Source organism: Citrobacter sp. BDA59-3, from assembly GCF_015167655.1.
GTDB classification, from domain to species: domain Bacteria; phylum Pseudomonadota; class Gammaproteobacteria; order Enterobacterales; family Enterobacteriaceae; genus Phytobacter; species Phytobacter diazotrophicus.
Window position 1 is genome coordinate 4,394,466 of sequence record NZ_CP063427.1, and the last position, 19,142, is coordinate 4,413,607.

Genomic DNA, 19,142 nt, shown 5'->3' on the forward strand with positions numbered 1-19,142 from the left:
AGGAGTACAGATGAAAACGTTGAATACGTTGAGCGTGCACAGTGGCACCTTTACCGACCAGCACGGCGCGGTGATGCCGCCGATTTATGCCACGTCCACCTTTGCACAGCCTGCGCCCGGTCAGCATACCGGTTATGAATATTCCCGTAGCGGTAACCCGACTCGTCACGCGCTGGAAACCGCGATTGCCGAACTCGAAGGCGGCACGCGTGGTTATGCCTTTGCCTCCGGGCTGGCGGCGATTTCCACGGTGCTGGAATTGCTGGATAAGGATAGCCATATTGTCGCGGTTGATGATGTATACGGCGGCACTTACCGGCTTATCGAAAATGTGCGTAAGCGCAGCACCGGCCTGCGGGTGAGCTGGGTGAAGCCCGACGATCTGGCAGGGCTGGAGGCCGCCATCCGCCCGGACACGCGAATGATCTGGGTTGAAACACCGACAAACCCACTGCTTAAGCTGGCAGATCTGGAAGCGATTGCGACCATCGCGCAACGGCATAAGATCCTGAGCGTGGCGGATAACACCTTTGCCTCGCCGGTGATTCATCGCCCGATTGAACTGGGTTTCGATATTGTGGTGCACTCCGCCACCAAATACCTGAACGGGCACTCTGACGTGGTGGCCGGGCTGGCGGTGGTGGGTGATAACCCGGCGCTGGCAGAAAAACTGGGCTATTTGCAAAATGCCGTTGGCGGCGTGCTTGACCCGTTCAGCAGTTTCCTGACGCTACGCGGGATCCGCACGCTGGCGCTACGTATTGAGCGCCACAGCAGTAACGCGCTGGCCCTCGCCCAGTGGCTGGAGCAGCAGCCGCAGGTGGAAAAAGTGTGGTTCCCGTGGTTGTCCTCGCATCCGCATCATGCGCTGGCGCGTAAGCAGATGGCGCTGCCCGGCGGGATGATTTCGGTGGTAGTGAAAGGCGATGACCAGTACGCCACTGCGATTATCAGTAAGCTAAAACTGTTTACGCTCGCCGAGAGTCTGGGCGGTGTGGAGAGTCTGGTGAGCCAGCCCTACAGCATGACGCACGCCTCTATTCCGCTGGAGCAGCGGCTGGCGAATGGCATTACGCCGCAGTTGATTCGGTTATCAGTGGGCATCGAAGGGGCGGATGATTTGATTGCCGACTGGCAGCAGGCGCTGGCGTAACGGCATTGACCTTCTCCGTTGGCGCTGCGCTGACCGGGGCTACAACGCCTCTCCTTTGAGGGAGAGGCTCAGGGTGAGGGGCAATACGACTTAGCGCTTATCGATACCGTTGAGGATATCCAGCACATCATTTGGCAGTGTCAGTTGCGCGCTGGCCAGGTTTTCCTGCAGATGCGCAGGCGACGAGGTGCCCGGAATCAGCAGGATATTGGGCGAACGTTGCAGCAGCCATGCCAGCGCAACCTGCATTGGTGTGGCATTTAAACGTTGCGCCACCGCGTTCAGTTCCCCGGATTGCAGCGGCGTAAAGCCACCCAGCGGGAAGAACGGCACATAGGCAATGCCCTGTGCGTTCAGCACATCAATCAGCGCATCATCTTCACGGTTTGCCACGTTATACATATTCTGAACGCAGACAATCGGCGTCATCGCCTGCGCATCAGCAACCTGCTTCGCCGTCACATTACTCAGCCCGATATGCCGGATCAGTCCGCGCTCTTTAAGGGTAATCAGTGTTTCCAGTTCAGCTTCCAGCGAACCTTCCGCAGGCCCGTGCACACCATGCATACTGCGCAAGTTGACCACTTCTATAGCGTCGAGGCCAAGATTACGCAGGTTATCTTCTACCGCGCGCGTCAGTTCTTCGGCGCTAAACGCAGGCAGCCAGTTGGCTTTGTCATCCCGACGCGCCCCAACTTTAGTCACGATGCACAGATCGGCCGGATACGGGTGCAGCGCTTTTTTGATGATCTGGTTAGTGATATGCGGACCATAGAAATCGCTGGTGTCGATATGATTAACACCAGCCGACACGGCGTCACGAAGCACCTGAATCGCCTTCGCTTCGTCAGCCGGCGGCCCGAACACGCCGGGACCGGCCAGTTGCATTGCGCCATAGCCAAGACGACCAACTTCGCGGTCGCCAAGACGATAAGTAAGCGTGGGTTGAGACATGGAATACCTCCTGGGTGATAAGTGAACACATTGTAGGACGGCGCCGCCAGAGGCAACAGCGTAATCTGTGCCATGCTACACGAGGAGAATATTTCTCATACAACGTAAAGGTGAGTCTTGAGGCGCTACCTAAATAAGAAACCTCTGATATAGTAAATCTATAGCTAATGAGGCCTCACTATGAAATTTCCTGAAATACCAGAAAACGAAACCGAGCGTCTTAAATCTCTTTATATGATGGACCTGCTCGATAAAAAGGATGACGAGCGCTTAGATCGCCTGACTCGTCTGGCAAAAACGGCGTTTGACGTTCCAATAGGCATAATCAGCTTGTTAGATCGCGATCGGCAATGGCTGGTTTCCTGCAGCGGCGAAGTGAAAGTCCGTGAGACATCTCGCAATATATCCTTCTGTGCACATGCGATCCTGGCACAGGGGATTTTTATTGTGAAAGATACCAGCGTGGATGAGCGTTTTCACGATAACCCATTTGTTATTGGTGAGCCGCATATACGTTTTTACGCAGGCTGCCCGGTCCGCCTGCCAGATGGCTCGATCGCCGGAACAATATGTATTATTGATGACAAACCGCGCGACTTTACGCCGGAAAATATCAACGCGTTGCTCGATCTGGGTGCCATTGTCGAGGACGAGTTCCATATCATCAGCATGGCGATGACGGACACATTGACCGAATTGCCCAATAAGCGTGGTTTTTACAAACTGGGTGATAAACGCTTCTCATGGTTAACTGATAATAAACGATCGTTTAGCCTTATTTACTTAGATGTTGAAAACATCACCGCTATTAATGAATTTTTCGGTCATAACGAAGGCGACAATACGCTCAAAAAATTTGCCTCGGTGCTTCTGCGCTGCCTGAAAAAGAATGACGTTGCCGCACGTCTGGAAGGAGGCAAATTTGTCATCCTGCTGGGCCATGACGATGATCGGGATGTGGACACCTTCCTGTTCAGCTTGCAGTCAAAAATTGATGATCTTAATGAAAAATCAATGAAAAATTTCCGGCTACACTATTCTTACGGCATCGTGGAGTACGATCCGGACAGACACGGCAACCTGCTGGAGATGATGAACAACAGCGAGCACGTGATGTATCTGGAAAGAAAAAAACCGCCGCTAAACCCGACGCAGGCGCATAAATCCAGCGAAAACTCATAGCTCGCCGGAGTATAAGCACTTATCACGAGGGTAAACGAAAATTTACCCTCTTTTTTTGAATGAATACCACCACCAATTCAACTATTATTTCATTGTCTCTCTTATTCAGCCATCAATTTATTTATACAAACCTACCCACCTCTTTATTAATGATAGATAGCATCTGTTTATATAAATAAATTTAAAGAAAATCTTTTTTCTCATGGATTTTTCGATTTCAACGGTTATTATCCAGTTTAGGTTTAGTCAACAATTTGTATTTAGTCCGTCGAACATTCAGAGAAAGACGTTTTGTTGATTAACCCACCCGGTATCCACAGCGGATTTATATTCCTATCCGTTCTTTTGGCTCACCGCAAGCCCTTGCGGTGGTTACGATTTATTAACGCTAATCTGAAAGTAAATTCTAATGGGTATCGAGAATAGTCAAAGTAAAACCACCAGCGCGAATCCTGTATATCGTTCTGGTCGTCATATGTCCTGGGGTGTGCTGGGATTTTGTTTGCTATTACTGATACTAAAATACATCAGTTGATCTTGCTTTTAATAACGGCATAAAAATAAACACCACCAGGTGATATATCCTGATGGTGTTTATTCACAGGCGAAACAGACTGAGCGTAAACGCTAAGCTATTACTCAAGCACAATTTCGCTACGCAGACGATTTTTCACCCATCCTGCTAGTGCCGAGGCATTTAACGCCCGTGAAGAAACGTTTTCGGTTCAAAAAGATGCCGGGAGTTTTGCAGAGCAACAATTCGCGAGCGCTGATGTGCGTTTTCCCTCCTTTACCGCCCGTTCCGTTCGGGCAACCAGCCTCCCAAAACGAAAATTTCGTGACTCCTTTCGCATTTGTTTTCCAAAATGGCAGCTTTTATAAGCCCTGCTATTTCGGCCATGTACACGGCGGGAAAGTTCTGCTTTCAGATTTTCATCAAGAAGATAACCCAAAGCATCTATGACCATTTGTGAATGATCTGAGGGGCTCACCAGCGCCTGTTTTAACGCAAATATTACTTTGGCGTTGTATTTCGTGAATACCGTCGCGCTAAACTGGGCAAAAGACAGAAAAATACCTTTATTCCAGGGTATAAAAACAGGCAAAAGCACAGCGAAAAAGCGCATAAAAATACCTATAATTTGGTTAATTTGCCGATGTTTTACGGCAAATTTTATCCCCTCAACCACGTTCATTTTCATTTCTTTCCCTATCTGCACATGATCACATTTTAATGACACTACACAGTTTGAAAATAATATAACCTTTTAATAATTAAAGAATTACTTCATTTTTATTGATTCAATTATTGAATTAACAAAGCACTCAGTCAGTCTATTTTTGTTGGAATGAAAGTCATAGAATCCTGGCAACACGCAATTCAGCGCCACGTTTTATATCCATGGCAGATGACCGTTTATGACGTCGGTATTCGGTTACCATCTATCCGCAGGAGGAATTATGTCAGGCCAGTCTTCAACTCCAGTCGTAACATCCGTCAAAGTGATCCCGGTCGCCGGGCATGACAGCATGCTGATGAACCTGAGCGGTGCGCATGCGCCGTTCTTCACCCGTAACATCGTTATTATCACCGACAACGCCGGCAACACCGGCGTCGGCGAAGTCCCCGGCGGCGAAAAAATCCGCCAGACTCTGGAAGACGCGACGCCGCTGATTGTCGGCAAAACCCTCGGCGCCTACAAAAATGTCCTCAATGAGGTGCGCTGCGCCTTTGCTGACCGCGACGCTGCGGGCCGCGGCCTGCAGACTTTTGACCTGCGCACCACCATCCACGTGGTCACCGCCATTGAAGCCGCAATGCTCGACCTGCTGGGCAAACACCTGGGCGTCAACGTCGCCTCCCTGCTCGGTGACGGCCAGCAGCGCAGCGAAGTGGAAATGCTCGGCTACCTGTTCTTCGTCGGCAACCGTAAGGCGACGCCGCTGCCCTACCAGAGCCAGCCGGATGACAAATGCGACTGGTACCGCCTGCGTCATGACGAGGCGATGACCCCGGATGCCGTGGTGCGTCTGGCGGAAGCCGCGTATGAAAAATACGGCTTCAATGACTTCAAACTGAAAGGCGGCGTACTGGCCGGCGAAGAAGAAGCGGAATCCATTGTCGCCCTGGCGAAGCGCTTCCCGCAGGCCCGCGTCACCCTCGACCCGAACGGCGCATGGTCCCTGAACGAAGCCATCAAAATCGGTAAGTACCTGAAAGGCTCGCTGGCCTATGCGGAAGACCCGTGCGGTGCGGAGCAGGGCTTCTCCGGGCGTGAAGTGATGGCGGAGTTCCGCCGCGCCACCGGCCTGCCGACCGCCACCAACATGATTGCCACCGACTGGCGTCAGATGGGGCACACGCTCTCCCTGCAGTCGGTGGATATCCCGCTGGCGGACCCGCACTTCTGGACCATGCAGGGCTCCGTGCGTGTGGCGCAGATGTGCCACGAGTTCGGCCTGACCTGGGGCTCCCACTCCAACAACCACTTCGACATCTCGCTGGCGATGTTCACCCACGTGGCGGCCGCGGCGCCGGGTAAAATCACCGCCATCGACACCCACTGGATCTGGCAGGAAGGCAACCAGCGTCTGACCCGGGAGCCGTTTGAGATTAAAGGCGGGATGGTGCAGGTGCCGACAACGCCGGGTCTTGGCGTGGAGCTGGATATGGATCAGGTGATGAAGGCGCACGAGCTGTATCAGAAACACGGTCTGGGCGCGCGCGACGATGCAATGGGGATGCAGTACCTTATCCCCGGCTGGACGTTCGACAACAAACGTCCTTGCATGGTGCGTTAATCCATAGTGATTCATACAAGGCCCGCAGGCGTAAACCTGCGGGCTTTTTTACAGCATGTTGATGACAAAGAACCCCAGTGCGGTCATCAGCAATGAGCCAAACACATGCACCATCACCGACGTGATGGCCCACAGATAATTGCCCATCTGTAGCTGAGAAAAAATTTCCAGCGAAAATGTTGAAAACGTGGTCATTCCCCCGCACAGCCCGGTGGTAATCAATAATCGCCAGGTCGGATCCAGATGTGGCTGTCGCGTAAAGAACGCCAGCGCCCCGCCAATAATAAACCCGCCAGTCAGGTTCACCAGCAACGTGCCGGGCGGCAGATTCGGAAAGATCGCATTCAGGCGCACTGAGAGCAGCCAGCGGATCACGCAGCCAGCCGAACCACCGAAAATGACGGCAATGAGAGATTTCAGCATGTTTTCCTCAACAAAATAAAAGTGTCCGAGGCATGCAGGAGGGAAAAAGATAAGCGCCCGACATGCCTCCATTAAAAGAGTCATACCAGGCGTCATCAGCTTCGCTGGGAAGCGGTTGGGTAAGGTGGAACGCCATCACCTTGCATGCATTGTTCAATGTTTTTTGCCGGGAGGCAAGAAAGGAACATTCACATCCCGAATACATCCACATAAATGAAGCGGCACGACACCACGAGCTTACGTCACATCAGCCCAACGCAACGCCTTCATTCTGCAACGATAAAACCAAACATAGCCAGTGCAATAAAACATAGCCAATACTATATATTATTGATTTATAAGATTTTTTTGCATTTATAATATTTACATGGCAGCATGACACTCTCTGATATTTGATGCATTTGACCCGTTTCGACACTGACGGGTATTGAAAGGTACGCACATGAGTTTCTACGCACTCCTCATTCTGGCATTTGGGATGTCTATGGATGCCTTCGCGGCATCCATCGGTAAAGGGGCGGCACTTTATCGCCCGCCGCTGAGAGAAGCGCTGCGCACTGGCATCATCTTTGGCGTGGTCGAAGCCATCACTCCGGTGATTGGCTGGGGGATTGGCCTGGCCGCCAGCCAGTATGTTCTGCGCTGGGATCACTGGATTGCCTTTGCTCTGCTGATGCTGCTCGGCGTGCGTATGGTAGTTGAGGGGATGAAAAAAGACGGGCAGGAACCGGTAAATGCGCCCAGACGGCACGGCTTTTGGTTACTGGTCACCACCGCTATCGCCACCAGCCTGGATGCTATGGCTGTCGGCGTGGGGCTGGCTTTTCTGGAGGTGAACATTGTCACCACCGCCTTACTGATAGGTCTCGCCACCACCATTATGGCCACGACAGGGATGCTGCTGGGCCGTTTTCTGGGTGCCGCGATGGGTAAGTGGGCCGAAGTGATGGGGGGCGTAGTGCTGATCGGCATCGGCTGCACCATTTTGCTGGAACACCTGGCGGTCTTTGCCTGACCTCTCTCGCAAAGGTGGCGTAGAAGGGTAGCGCCCCTTGCGGCAGATGACCTTCTCCGTCTCTGAGTTCCCCTGGGTCTTCAATACTTATCCCGTTAATGCGCTAGCAAATTTTTATAACGTCGCTGTATGAAACGTTTAATGCGACAACACAATCCTGATCATCACAACAGAACGCTCAGCGGCCCGTTCGTTACGCTGATTTCGACAGATGAGTGCCAGTTTTGATCTTGCGTTTAAAAGCCCCGCCTCACCTGGCGGGGCGGACATTGTGGTTATTAGCGGAATACAGAAATGGCTTCCGCCAGGCGTGTCACCTGACTGTTCAACCGATCTGACGCTTCTGCGCCCTCCTGAACACGGTCGGCATTTTGGTGGGTGAGTTTATCGAGTTCTTCTACCGCCAGGCTCATTTGGCTTATTGCCGACGCCTGTTCAGATGTCGCCTGACTGATATGCTCGATCAACTGGGTGACATGTTTAACCTTACCGACAATCTCCTGCATTGCTTTCCCTGCATCATCGGCCAATTGACTACCGGAGCGAACCTGCGTCACACTGGACTCTATCAGCGCTTTGATTTCGCTGGCTGCGCTGGCGCTACGCTGGGCGAGAATACGTACTTCGCCAGCGACCACGGCAAAACCTTTTCCCTGCTCCCCCGCGCGGGCGGCTTCCACTGCGGCATTCAGTGCGAGGATGTTCGTCTGGAAGGCGATACTGTCGATAATGCTGGTAATACTGGCGATTTGATCGGAGCTGGAGCCAATGTTGCCCATCATTTCTATCATGCCGCTCATCACTTTGCCGCCCTGCTCCGCCGCTTCACGCGCCCCCTGCGATAAGGCACTGGCTTCTGCGGCGGTAAGGGTATTGCTTTTTACGGTGGCCGCCAGTTCGTTCATTGTCGCGGCTGTTTGCTGCACATTCGCCGCTGCCTGATCCGTCTGGCGACTCAGGCTATCGTTTCCTTTACATAAGGCATCCGCTGCATTCAGCACGCTCACGGCCTGACTACTGACATCGTTGATCAGCCATCGGAACATCAGCCCAAGCTGGCCGATAGCCCGCAGAGTAACGCCGACTTCGTCGATGCGTTTCGGTTGTTCAACCTGCTGCGTTTCCCCCGTTGCCACCTGCAGGGCCTGATGACACAAACGCTCGACGGGGCGCACAATTTGTCTTTCCAGCCATGCCATCAACGCCAGAAGCAGGACGGCCATCGCCCCGGTAAACATGCCCATTTGTCCGGGCGCTAACTGACATAACATCCCGACGAGAATACTCAATAAAAAGGTCGTCATTAACGCCGATCGAAGCCGCCAGCGTAATGGCATAGTCACAAACAACGAGCGCCAGCGCATAAATCCTTTGCGAATGATCAACCCTTTGAAAAGGCGCTTACTGTTTGTCCCACCCTCACGAAACTGACGATACAGCGTTTCTGCACTGGCGACTTCGTCGGCATCAGGCCTGGTGCGTACCGACATATATCCCTTCACATTCCCTTTGCGGATGATCGGGATTGCGTTGGCGCGAACCCAATAATGATCGCCATTTTTGCAGCGGTTTTTTACCAGTCCGCTCCATGGTTCTCCCTGCTTAAGGGTAAACCACATATCTGCGAATGCGTGCTGCGGCATATCAGGATGACGAACCAGATTATGCGGTTGCCCCTCAAGTTCACTGAGCGAAAAACCAGACACCTCAATAAAGGCATCATTAGCGTAATTAATATAACTCTCAGGATCTGTTGTAGACATTAACGTCGCATCATTATCAAAAATGCGTTCTTGCTGTGTTACAGGGTGATTCTCACGCATAGAATGTATTCCCCATAAAGCTTAAGAGAGTTTAATTTATATTGAAGGCCTGTCGTTATGTTGAAAGAATCGAGATAAACGCAATAAAATTATGCTATTGAAATAAAATAGCCATTGATCTCAGCATAGTTCACAAACAGATTTTATCACCAGAAAATGCTAGTTCTATAATCTACGACAATTATTTTCATTTAAAAAAACTAAGATTGCTTATCATTCTGAGCATCAATTAACAGAAGCATCCAGACCTAGAGAAAATAAAATCAAACCTTAATGCAAATTATAATGCTTATTTTAAATTGATATTTTAGAGATGCTGAATTGCATTTTTATATACGCTTCAATTAGCGGTGGGTTATTTTGGTTAAGTAAGGGGGCTATTGCTCCCTTACTTATAAGGCAAGCGGCGAGATAAACCAGTTTTACCCGGCATGATCCTCATGAGAGGATTCGATATTCGCTTGATTTATAATAGCTTTTGCCATCCATTGCACGTTATCAATGACTTGTTGATTGTCCATGCCCCAGATATCTTTCATCACCAGAAAGACTTCCGAACCGTACAATAACGAAAAGGCGGCAATAACTTTGCGATACATCTCGGGGGAATATTTGTCCTTCACCGGTTCCATTACGCGAGCGAGCGTCGCTTTACGATTACCACGGACCAGCTTTTTTTCCATTTTATCCGGGGAGTGACGCTCAAGCGCCCATTGCTGCAATGAAACAAGCAGCGCGGCGCGCAAAGCACCTTCATGGCGAAACATTTCCGGGAACGCGAAATCAAACAACTCGGCAATACGCTCACCAACTTTATCATCGCTTTTGGGTTTCCATTCCCGAATGGTTTCCAGACTCGCGCCAACGGCAGCGGCAATAAGATCGCTTTGCGTGGGGAAGTAACGGTAAGCCGTCGCCCGTGAAACACCTGCTTCGGTGGCTAGTCTTGAAATGGAGGGGATCTCCCCTTTTTCAAACAAAAATAACGCTTTATTCATTAGCAAATCATACGTTTTCTTGCGTGTTACAGATGGCTCCAAAGCTTCCTCTCCATACATCATGACTTTCCCAACCACACCCGTTGTAACACAAACATAGCAAATCAACACTCGCCCATCCAGGCGGTGCGAAATGCAAAATCATGATCGGCTAAGAAATTAATTACCTTTAAAAACATGTGGTTAATTTTAACACTGAAAATTATTTGAGACAACCGTCTCATTTATGCTAGTTTTTTTGAGACGACAGTCTCAATCACTGCTACATTTTTTGAGACGGCAGTCTCAATCGTTGTCACACCAAATGCATTTCACTCTTCCGAATCTGAAATACTCGTTACAAAAGTGAGTTTAGTTAAGGAGAACACGTGAGCAAAGACAATGGCTACATATACGTCGTAACAACTCTTGACACGAAAAGCACGGAAGCTTTTTACGTTAAGTCGTTAATAAAAAAAACAGGCGCCGATGCCCTTATCGTTGACCTGACGACAGTGGCTGATAGCTCCGCAAGGGGTGCGGATATTTCAGCAACAACCGTGGCCCGCTTTCACCCTGAGGGAGAAAGTGCTGTCTTTTGTGGTGACAGAGGAAAAGCTATCACCGCAATGTCTCTCGCCTTTGAACTGTTCTTAAAAAGCCGTGAAGATGTGCTTGGGATAATCGGCTTAGGAGGGTCTGGCAATACCGCGTTAATTACGCCTGCCATGCAGGCCCTGCCCATTGGCGTTCCCAAACTGATGGTATCAACCATGGCATCCGGAGACGTGTCCGGTTATATCGGTGCCAGCGATATCGCCATTATGAACTCCGTCACCGATATTTCAGGCTTAAACCGAATATCCCGCAAAGTATTAAAAAGCGCAGCTAACCAGATTGCCGGTGCGGTGGTGTTCTATCAGGACGACAGCGAAGCCGTCACGGATAAACCCGCCATTGGTCTGACGATGTTCGGCGTCACCACGCCCTGCGTACAGCAAATCACACAAAAATTAGAAAACGATTATGACTGTCTGGTTTTCCATGCCACCGGTAGCGGGGGTAAGGCCATGGAAAAGCTGGCAGATAGCCACTTATTACACAGCGTACTGGATATCAGCACCACCGAAGTATGCGACTTCTTATTTGGCGGCGTTCTGGCCTGTAGTGATGACCGCTTCGGCGCGATCGCCCGCTCTAAAATCCCGTATATCGGCTCTTGCGGGGCACTTGATATGGTTAATTTTGGGTCCCGATCTTCGGTACCCGAGCACTATCGGGGTCGTCGGCTTTATCAGCACAACCCACAAGTAACATTGATGCGCACAACACCAGAGGAAAACGGCAAGATGGGGATATGGATTGCCGAGCGTTTAAATCGATGTGAAGGAGAAGTCAGATTTGTTATCCCCATGGGCGGTTTTTCTGCCCTGGACAACGTTGGCGGGGATTTCTGGGATCCAGAAGCAGATCGGGCTTTTCTCGATGCGTTTAAGGCAACATTTATCGAAACGCCGCACCGTAAACTGATCGTCAGCCCACACCACATCAATTCTGCCGAATTTAATCAGCTACTTATAAATTTACATAAAGAATTAATCCACTAAAGACGGAATTAAAGCCATGAAACATACGCGTGAAGGATTATTGCAAAAATTTCATCAGATGATTGCCCGGGGGGAACCCATCATCGGCGGCGGAGCGGGCACAGGTTTGTCGGCAAAATGCGAAGAGGCCGGGGGCATCGATCTGATTGTTATCTATAACTCTGGTCGTTATCGCATGGCGGGCCGTGGTTCATTAGCCGGTCTGCTGGCTTACGGCAACGCCAATGAAATTGTTATGGATATGGCAAAAGAAGTGCTGCCGGTCACCAAGAAAACGCCTGTCCTGGCGGGTGTAAACGGTACCGATCCCTTCTGCCAGTTTGATAAGTTTCTGGATGATATTAAAGCGATTGGCTTTGCAGGCGTACAAAACTTCCCAACCGTGGGGCTGATCGACGGTAATTTCCGTGCCAACCTCGAAGAGACCGGAATGGGATACGCCTTAGAAGTGGATATGATTCGTCTGGCGCATGAAAAAGGCCTGTTCACGACGCCTTATGTCTTTAGCCGCGATGATGCCATTGCGATGACCGAAGCTGGTGCAGACATTATTGTGCCGCATATGGGGTTAACCACAGGGGGGAATATCGGCGCGGAAACGGCTCTCACCCTGAAAGACTGCGTGCCATTAATTAATGACTGGGCGAAAGCGGCAAAAGCAGTGCGTCCGGATGTTATCGTCCTTTGTCACGGCGGCCCCATTGCGACACCAGAGGATGCGAAATTCATTTTAGAGAGCTGCCCGGAGTGTAACGGCTTCTATGGCGCCAGCTCTATGGAGCGTCTGCCGACTGAAATAGCATTAACTGAGACCACAAGGCAATTTAAAGCAATAAGAAACTGATCGGGAGCACGTGTAGCCTGATAATCGATCCACCTTTTACCGGGGTTTGTATATGCACCCCGGTTTTTTATTGCCTGTTATTTTAACCAGACAGATATCTCGCGACATTCAACTAACTTTGTTGAACGCATCAGCAACAGCAAACTTGCTCCGCAATCGGACCCGCAATCGCACGTTGCCGTTACATAGCAGCGCTCCCCATAATGGCGTATCAGTTCCTCATGTGGACCCTTTGATTAAATAGCACGCTTATTATATACAACTTTCCTTTTTCCAAACATACTATAGTTAATTCTTCAATATTTCCATATCCGATCGCCTCCTGTATACTTCACAACCAAGTAAAACAAATGCGCTCGTTATAATTTGATTATTTTTATTGGCTACCAGGTAAAATAATGAATAACACAGCTCTTTTCCTTAAAAACATTCATTTCCTTGCACAAAAACTCAGTTGGATTGAAAGTGATTCGGTCATTGATGAGTTGAAGGATTTGTTTATTACAAATAGTGGTCTTTTGCATGACGATGAGAATACTGCATCTTTTATCAATGAGCTTATTTATTGTGCTGAAAAAAACGTCACGCCAGAAGATGTTGAAAAACTACTATCGCATTTAAATTCCTTTTTTATACACTATTTTTCAACACAATCATTTCACGTTATTTTTGTAGGTGAAGACTGGAATTCATATCAACGCAACGCACTTTTCCTTCCATTCAATATGGAAAGAGTCACCTCATTTGTGGTTAATATGGAAACAGATCCAGAAGACATACATGTGGATCTGGATGACGATACATTAGTGCCAATAGTTGTCACCGATTATATTGGATTTAACTTCCTCAAAAGGAATAACATACAATTCCCTGATATACTGACGGCGCTTCAATTCCCGGAAAAAAACACAAGCCGTTTTCATACAGATATTGGATATATTCCGCTTCTCAACTCGCGTTATGAAAAGCTCATCAATGAACCAGATATTAAGAGTGTAATATTAGGTTCATCATATGCATACCAGGGGTTCCCTCAGGAACTATTAGCGAACAGCGTAAATCTATCACTATTTTCGGGTGACTTTACTTTATCTTATAGTCTAATTAAAAAAATAACCGAAATAACAAACACAAGAAACTTTATTGTATGCATTGGCCTTTATGATGTTTTTTTCGAACTTTCAATGGGCGAAGCAACAACATTTCCAGTGTCTCGCTATTTCTGCAAAAGCCATAATATTGAATATAATTTCAGAAGCAAAGTTGAAAAGCCGAAAAGCGAAACGGACAATCATTCTATCCTGGGGCCTCTGGATTTACTCGTTCAGCAGATCTGTAAAAAAAACCATCCTCATTATTTTAATGATGAAGAGTTATCAAGGTTAAACAGTTTATTGCTTGATGAAGCAACAGTGCAAAAATCCGTCGAATTTATTAACACAAGAAACTATTCCACTGACTTTTTTTATTCATCAGTTGATATTCTCAAGCGCGTAAAAGCGCTGGCAAAGAATTGCCAAAGAAAGCATAGCTATGAAAATAATAAAAAAATCCTCTCCTCTTTACTATCGTTAATTAATGAAACAAATTCAAACCTTCATTTTATCGTTATGCCGTTCACTCAGTTTTACGTTGAAAACTTCGATAAAACCCTTAAAAATGAAACGCTGGCATATATTAAAAGCATTGTTAATGACAATAATGTTTTCATGACTGATTTGTCCACACATAAAGCATTTACCCCAGAAGATTTTTATGATTCGGACCATTTAAATTTTAATGGTGCGAAAAAACTCTGTAACCTTGTCAAGGAATTAGGGTTCGAGATTTAATATACTAAAATTAAACACCCAAAAGAGTGCTTTTCTTTATGATTTAACGCCAGGAAAGCAGTTCTGCGGCCTCTGCCCTGGCGATTTTCGCCGGGGCAGAGGCCAGGATTTATCATTATCTCTCATTCATCAGCGCTCTACGAAATGAAGTGCTTATTAACGTGGCCTCATTACGGCTCAATCCAGACCATAAACAATTCTTATTCATGTGGAATCGCATTCATAAGCCGCTAAAACTTGTGTTGCAGCCCGGCTTTTTCTGATTGATGAGCCGTAGGATTATAGGGATATTCTCTATAAAACATCGCTTTTAGTGTTATAGAGGTAAACTAAGCTGAATCTGAAAGAAAGGAGTCTGGAGCGGGTGAAGGGAATCGAACCCTCGTATAGAGCTTGGGAAGCTCTCGTTCTACCATTGAACTACACCCGCCTTGTGGTGTGACAGGCATTATAAACCTTAAACACCGACTGGCAAGACGCTAAACGACTAACTGACCATAAATTAATCGCTTAGCGCAAATCTTAACACTTAGGTGAGCTACCCTGTGGCGGCAGATAACGCAGCGGATCAATAGCTGTTGCCTTATAACGGATCTGGAAGTGCAACTGTACTCCGTCTGCATCAGTGCTGCCCATCGTGGCAATTTTTTGCCCAATCTTCACACTCTGCCCGTTATTAACGAGGATAGTGTCGTTGTGCGCATAGGCCGTGATGTACTCGTCGCTGTGCTTAATCATGATCAGGTTGCCATAACCGCGCAATTGGTTCCCGGCATAGACCACCTTCCCTGCTCCGGCGGCGTAAACCGCCTGCCCGCGAGAGCCTGCGATATCAATCCCCTTATTACCGCCTTCGGATGTGGAATAGGGTCTGATCACCTTGCCAGTGGTCGGCCAGCGCCAGCAGCGCTGCCCAACGGGCGGCCAGGAAGAGAGCGGCACAGCCGATGAAGGCACAACTTTAGCCGTTTGGGTGCCGCCTTTTGCAGAGGACGATTTCGACGCGCCATTCAGTTTCAGACGTTGACCGACCTCAATGGTGTACGGCGGGGAAATCCCGTTAAGCCGGGCAAGGTCATTCACGCTGGTGCCCGTCTGGCGCGAAATTTTGTATAGCGTATCCCCACGTTTTACCGTGTAAACATTGCCGCTATCAGACGATTTGCTGCCAGAACACCCCGCCAGCAATAACGCCACGGCCAGGCAAATGACAATGTGGAATGGGTTTCTTGTCAGGCTTCCTGCACGCAAAACAGATCCTCTGTAAAAATGAATGACCCCTTATTCTAGGCAGGCAACGCCAGGATGCCAACCACTTACCGCTCACTGGCGATAAAGGGGTAGCCGTGAGCAATAATCTCCATGATTTCAGGTAGCCAGTTCGTTGCCGGGATTTTCACCAGCGCCGGGTAAAAGACCTGCGGCGAGGGAAAAACATCCACCACGTGACAGTTTGTCAGCTTCGATGCGTCCACCTCCGAGGAGGGTAGTAACGTTGCCGCCGCCAGCCCGGACTCCAGCCATTCCAGGATGACTCCCGGCTGGGTGATATGCATGATGACCTTCGGGTTACCCCCGGCTTTGCGGAATAAATCAATCAACATTTCATAGGTGCCGGAATCTTTCGCCCGGTGCAACAGCACCAGCGGGAATGTCTCCAGTGCCTGATAATCAAAGGGACTTTGCGGTACCAGCGGCAGACATTTTTTACTGATCACCGCCACCAGCCTGACCGGGTCGAAAGAGACAAAATCGAACCCTTCGCTACGATAAGGACGTTGAATCAGCGCCAGATCGATAGTCCCCTCATTGAGCATCGTCTCTAAATGGCTGGAATCGGTAACAGAGATATTTATTTCAGCCTGCGGATGACGCTTATATAACTCGAGAAGCAGCGGTTTAAAATAGGATTGAAAAAGATGAGTTAAGCCGATTCTTAATTGGAATTTTTCTTTATTAGCAATCGCCACTGTTTCTCGGGCAGTATCTTCTACCTGCCGTAATATCTCACAAGCTTTACGATAAAGAAAATAACCTGCATCAGTAGGTTCAATGCGATTTCCCTGCCGTGTAAACAATGACACATTCAGTTCTTCTTCAAGTTCCTGTATACGTTTACTGAGCGGGGGTTGTGCCATATTCAACACTTTTGCAGCCTGGCTTACGGAGCCTTGTTCCACCACGCGACAAAAATAACGCAATCTTTTCAAATCCATACAATTATACTCCGCAGCATTCAGGCACTCAGTATCACACTTAGCGAACCAAAGGAAAAGCGCGTTAATTATTTCACTTTTGACTTAAATATTTAACAACTGTGTAAAGAGTACTTTTTTGATATGGAGAGAATCAGGAAAACGGTATTTGTTTAAAAAGCATCAGGAAAATAAGGTAGGTGCAGACCTTAATTATCTTTCCTGAGATGGAACAGGCTATGTCAAATAGAGAAAAAAAACCTACCAGCAACGTTCACGATTTACGTTCAGCGCTTGAATTATTAAAAACCTTACCCGGCGAATATGTGGAAACTGATACTGAGGTAGATCCACATGCCGAGCTGTCCGGCGTGTATCGCTACGTTGGTGCGGGCGGTACCTGCCAGCGCCCGACGCGTAAAAACGGCCCGGTTATGGTATTTAACAAAATTAAAGGCTTTCACGATATCAGTGTGGCAATTGGTCTCAATGGTTCACGCAAACGCGTCAGCCACTTTCTCAACTGCCCGCAGGAAAAACTTGGCCACCTGCTGAAAGACTCCGTGCAAAACCCGATTCCGCCGGTACTGAGCCAGGATGATGCCGTCTGCCAGCAGGTTGTACATCTCGCCAGCGACGCTGATTTCGATCTGCGCAAATTATTACCTGCACCAACCAATACCGAAGAGGATGCAGGCCCGTACATCACGATGGGGCTGTGCTATGCCTCCGATCCGGAAACCCGAGAATCCGACATTACCATTCACCGCCTGTGTGTACAGAGCCGTGATGAGTTATCTATGTGGTTGACCCCGGGCCGTCATATCGATGCGTTCCGCATGAAAGCAGAAGCCGCAGGCCAACCACTGCCAATATCTATCAGCATTGGCGTCGACCCGGCCATCGAAATCGCGGCTTGCTTCGAGCCGCCAACAACCCCATTGGGCTATGACGAACTGAGTGTTGCGGGTGCGTTGCGTGGCCATGCAGTGGATATGGTGCAGTGTAAAACCATCAACGAAAAAGCCATCGCCCATGCAGAAATCGTCATTGAAGGCGAACTGCTGCCAAACGTGCGTCTTCGCGAAGACCAGAATACCAATACCGGTAAAGCGATGCCTGAATTCCCGGGCTATACCGGCGAAGCCAAAAACGCCCTGCCGGTTATCAAAGTGAAAGCCGTCACCCATCGCTACAACCCTATCTGGCGCACTACCGTAGGGCCAGGCGAAGAACACGTCAACATGGCGGGCATCCCGACCGAAGCCAGCATCCTGGATATGGTGGGCCGTGCAATGCCGGGCAAATTACTGAATGTGTTTGCGCACTCCGCAGGCGGCGGCAAGCTACTGGCCATGATGCAATTTAAGAAAGCGGTTGCAGTGGATGAAGGCCGTCAGCGCCAGGCTGCACTGCTCGCGTTCGCTGCGTTCCCTGAGCTGAAACATGTGATTCTGGTGGATGAAGACGTGGACATCTTCGACAGTGACGACGTGCTGTGGGCGATGCAAACCCGCTACCAGGGCGATGTGGATACGATTACTATCCCCGGCGTTCGCTGCCACCCGCTCGATCCGTCACAGATCCCGGAATACAGCCCGAGCATTCTGCAACAGGGCACATCCTGCAAAACGATCTTCGACTGTACTGTACCGTTCCATCTGAAAAGCCACTTTGAACGTTCGAAGTTCAAAGAGGTGGATGTGAAACGTTTTCTGCCAGACTTCGAATAAGGGGATGAAGGTGACCATATCACGACGCATCATTGTCGGCATCAGCGGTGCTTCCGGTTTTCAGTATGGCGTGAAAGCGCTGGAGCTTTTACGTGGGCAGGATCTCGAAGTCCATCTGGTCGTGACAAAAGGGGCGGAAAAAACCTGCGAACTGGAAACGGATTATCAGTTGGATGAGGTAATGGCGCTGGCGGATGTGGTGCATCCGATCGGAAACCTTGGGGCTTCTATTTCCAGCGGGTCGTTTAAGACGCTGGGGATGATAGTCGCCCCATGTTCAATGCGATCCCTGGGCTCCATCGCGCACTGTCTCACCGATAATCTGCTGACCCGAGCGGCCGATGTGGTGCTTAAAGAGCGTCGCCGCCTGGTACTGTTGGCACGCGAAACGCCACTGAACCTGGGCCACATTCGCAATATGCAGGTTGTTACGGAGATGGGCGGGATTATTTTCCCGCCGCTTCCCGCACTCTATCAGCGCCCGCAAACGACCAACGAAATCATCACACATAGTGTCAGCCGCGCGTTGGATCTGTTCGATATCGATGTTAAAAACATTCCGCGCTGGGGCGAAGGAAAATTGCTTTATCGCGCTTAATTTC

At 49.3% G+C, this 19,142-nt stretch carries 16 protein-coding genes, 1 tRNA gene and 1 riboswitch; of the genes, 9 read left to right on the plus strand and 8 right to left on the minus strand.

Annotated features, from left to right (window positions below):
• Window positions 1–10 precede the first annotated feature (10 nt).
• Window positions 11–1,153: a PLP-dependent aspartate aminotransferase family protein gene (locus IP582_RS20650; RefSeq protein WP_193794306.1), complete on the plus strand. Its 1,143-nt coding sequence runs from the start codon at window positions 11–13 to the stop codon at window positions 1,151–1,153.
• Between the two features lie 90 nt (window positions 1,154–1,243).
• On the opposite strand, the gene IP582_RS20655 is transcribed toward IP582_RS20650, so the two are convergent.
• Entirely contained in the window at window positions 1,244–2,107 is an 864-nt protein-coding gene (locus IP582_RS20655; protein WP_193794307.1) for an aldo/keto reductase family oxidoreductase, read from the minus strand.
• Between the two features lie 180 nt (window positions 2,108–2,287).
• Between IP582_RS20655 and IP582_RS20660 the strand changes: the two genes are divergently transcribed.
• Window positions 2,288–3,289, plus strand: coding sequence for a sensor domain-containing diguanylate cyclase (locus IP582_RS20660; RefSeq protein WP_193794308.1), 1,002 nt, complete (start codon window positions 2,288–2,290; stop codon window positions 3,287–3,289).
• 725 nt (window positions 3,290–4,014) lie between these two features.
• On the opposite strand, the gene IP582_RS20665 is transcribed toward IP582_RS20660, so the two are convergent.
• Window positions 4,015–4,491, minus strand: coding sequence for a hypothetical protein (locus IP582_RS20665; protein ID WP_193794309.1), 477 nt, complete (start codon window positions 4,489–4,491; stop codon window positions 4,015–4,017).
• Between the two features lie 259 nt (window positions 4,492–4,750).
• On the opposite strand from IP582_RS20665, the gene gudD reads away from it, so the two are divergent.
• Complete coding sequence (gudD, locus tag IP582_RS20670; RefSeq protein ID WP_193794310.1) at window positions 4,751–6,091, plus strand: glucarate dehydratase; 1,341 nt, start codon at window positions 4,751–4,753, stop codon at window positions 6,089–6,091.
• 48 nt (window positions 6,092–6,139) lie between these two features.
• Here the strand turns inward: gudD and crcB are convergent, their stop codons facing one another.
• Window positions 6,140–6,514, minus strand: a complete 375-nt coding sequence (crcB, locus tag IP582_RS20675) for a fluoride efflux transporter CrcB (RefSeq protein ID WP_193794311.1) — start codon at window positions 6,512–6,514, stop codon at window positions 6,140–6,142.
• 79 nt (window positions 6,515–6,593) lie between these two features.
• Window positions 6,594–6,663: riboswitch (Fluoride riboswitch) on the minus strand.
• Between the two features lie 293 nt (window positions 6,664–6,956).
• Here crcB and mntP point away from each other — a divergent pair.
• A complete protein-coding gene (gene mntP / locus IP582_RS20680) occupies window positions 6,957–7,529 on the plus strand; it encodes a manganese efflux pump MntP (RefSeq protein WP_193794312.1) in 573 nt (190 codons plus the stop codon).
• A gap of 278 nt (window positions 7,530–7,807) precedes the next feature.
• Here the strand turns inward: mntP and IP582_RS20685 are convergent, their stop codons facing one another.
• On the minus strand, window positions 7,808–9,352 hold the full coding sequence (locus IP582_RS20685; protein WP_193794313.1) for a PAS domain-containing methyl-accepting chemotaxis protein: 1,545 nt from the start codon (window positions 9,350–9,352) through the stop codon (window positions 7,808–7,810).
• A gap of 422 nt (window positions 9,353–9,774) precedes the next feature.
• Window positions 9,775–10,413 (minus strand): TetR/AcrR family transcriptional regulator, encoded by a 639-nt coding sequence (locus IP582_RS20690; RefSeq protein ID WP_193796323.1) that lies wholly within the window; start codon window positions 10,411–10,413, stop codon window positions 9,775–9,777.
• Window positions 10,414–10,718: 305 nt separating this feature from the next.
• Between IP582_RS20690 and IP582_RS20695 the strand changes: the two genes are divergently transcribed.
• From IP582_RS20695 to IP582_RS20705, 3 genes are all read left to right on the plus strand, one after another.
• Window positions 10,719–11,936, plus strand: a complete 1,218-nt coding sequence (locus IP582_RS20695; protein ID WP_193794314.1) for a Tm-1-like ATP-binding domain-containing protein — start codon at window positions 10,719–10,721, stop codon at window positions 11,934–11,936.
• Between the two features lie 16 nt (window positions 11,937–11,952).
• Complete coding sequence (locus tag IP582_RS20700; protein WP_193794315.1) at window positions 11,953–12,780, plus strand: phosphoenolpyruvate hydrolase family protein; 828 nt, start codon at window positions 11,953–11,955, stop codon at window positions 12,778–12,780.
• 398 nt (window positions 12,781–13,178) lie between these two features.
• The gene (locus IP582_RS20705) at window positions 13,179–14,612 is read left to right on the plus strand and encodes a hypothetical protein (RefSeq protein WP_193794316.1); all 1,434 of its coding nucleotides are present in this window, start codon (window positions 13,179–13,181) and stop codon (window positions 14,610–14,612) included.
• 356 nt (window positions 14,613–14,968) lie between these two features.
• Here IP582_RS20705 and IP582_RS20710 read toward each other — a convergent pair.
• The 3 genes from IP582_RS20710 to IP582_RS20720 form a co-directional block, all read right to left on the minus strand.
• Window positions 14,969–15,042 (minus strand) — tRNA-Gly (locus tag IP582_RS20710).
• A gap of 92 nt (window positions 15,043–15,134) precedes the next feature.
• Entirely contained in the window at window positions 15,135–15,863 is a 729-nt protein-coding gene (gene actS, locus IP582_RS20715; RefSeq protein ID WP_193794317.1) for an amidase activator ActS, read from the minus strand.
• 65 nt (window positions 15,864–15,928) lie between these two features.
• Entirely contained in the window at window positions 15,929–16,828 is a 900-nt protein-coding gene (locus tag IP582_RS20720; RefSeq protein WP_193794318.1) for a LysR family transcriptional regulator, read from the minus strand.
• Window positions 16,829–17,046: 218 nt separating this feature from the next.
• On the opposite strand from IP582_RS20720, the gene IP582_RS20725 reads away from it, so the two are divergent.
• Complete coding sequence (locus IP582_RS20725) at window positions 17,047–18,540, plus strand: UbiD family decarboxylase (RefSeq protein ID WP_193794319.1); 1,494 nt, start codon at window positions 17,047–17,049, stop codon at window positions 18,538–18,540.
• A gap of 4 nt (window positions 18,541–18,544) precedes the next feature.
• The gene (locus IP582_RS20730) at window positions 18,545–19,138 is read left to right on the plus strand and encodes a UbiX family flavin prenyltransferase (protein WP_193794320.1); all 594 of its coding nucleotides are present in this window, start codon (window positions 18,545–18,547) and stop codon (window positions 19,136–19,138) included.
• Window positions 19,139–19,142 lie beyond the last annotated feature (4 nt).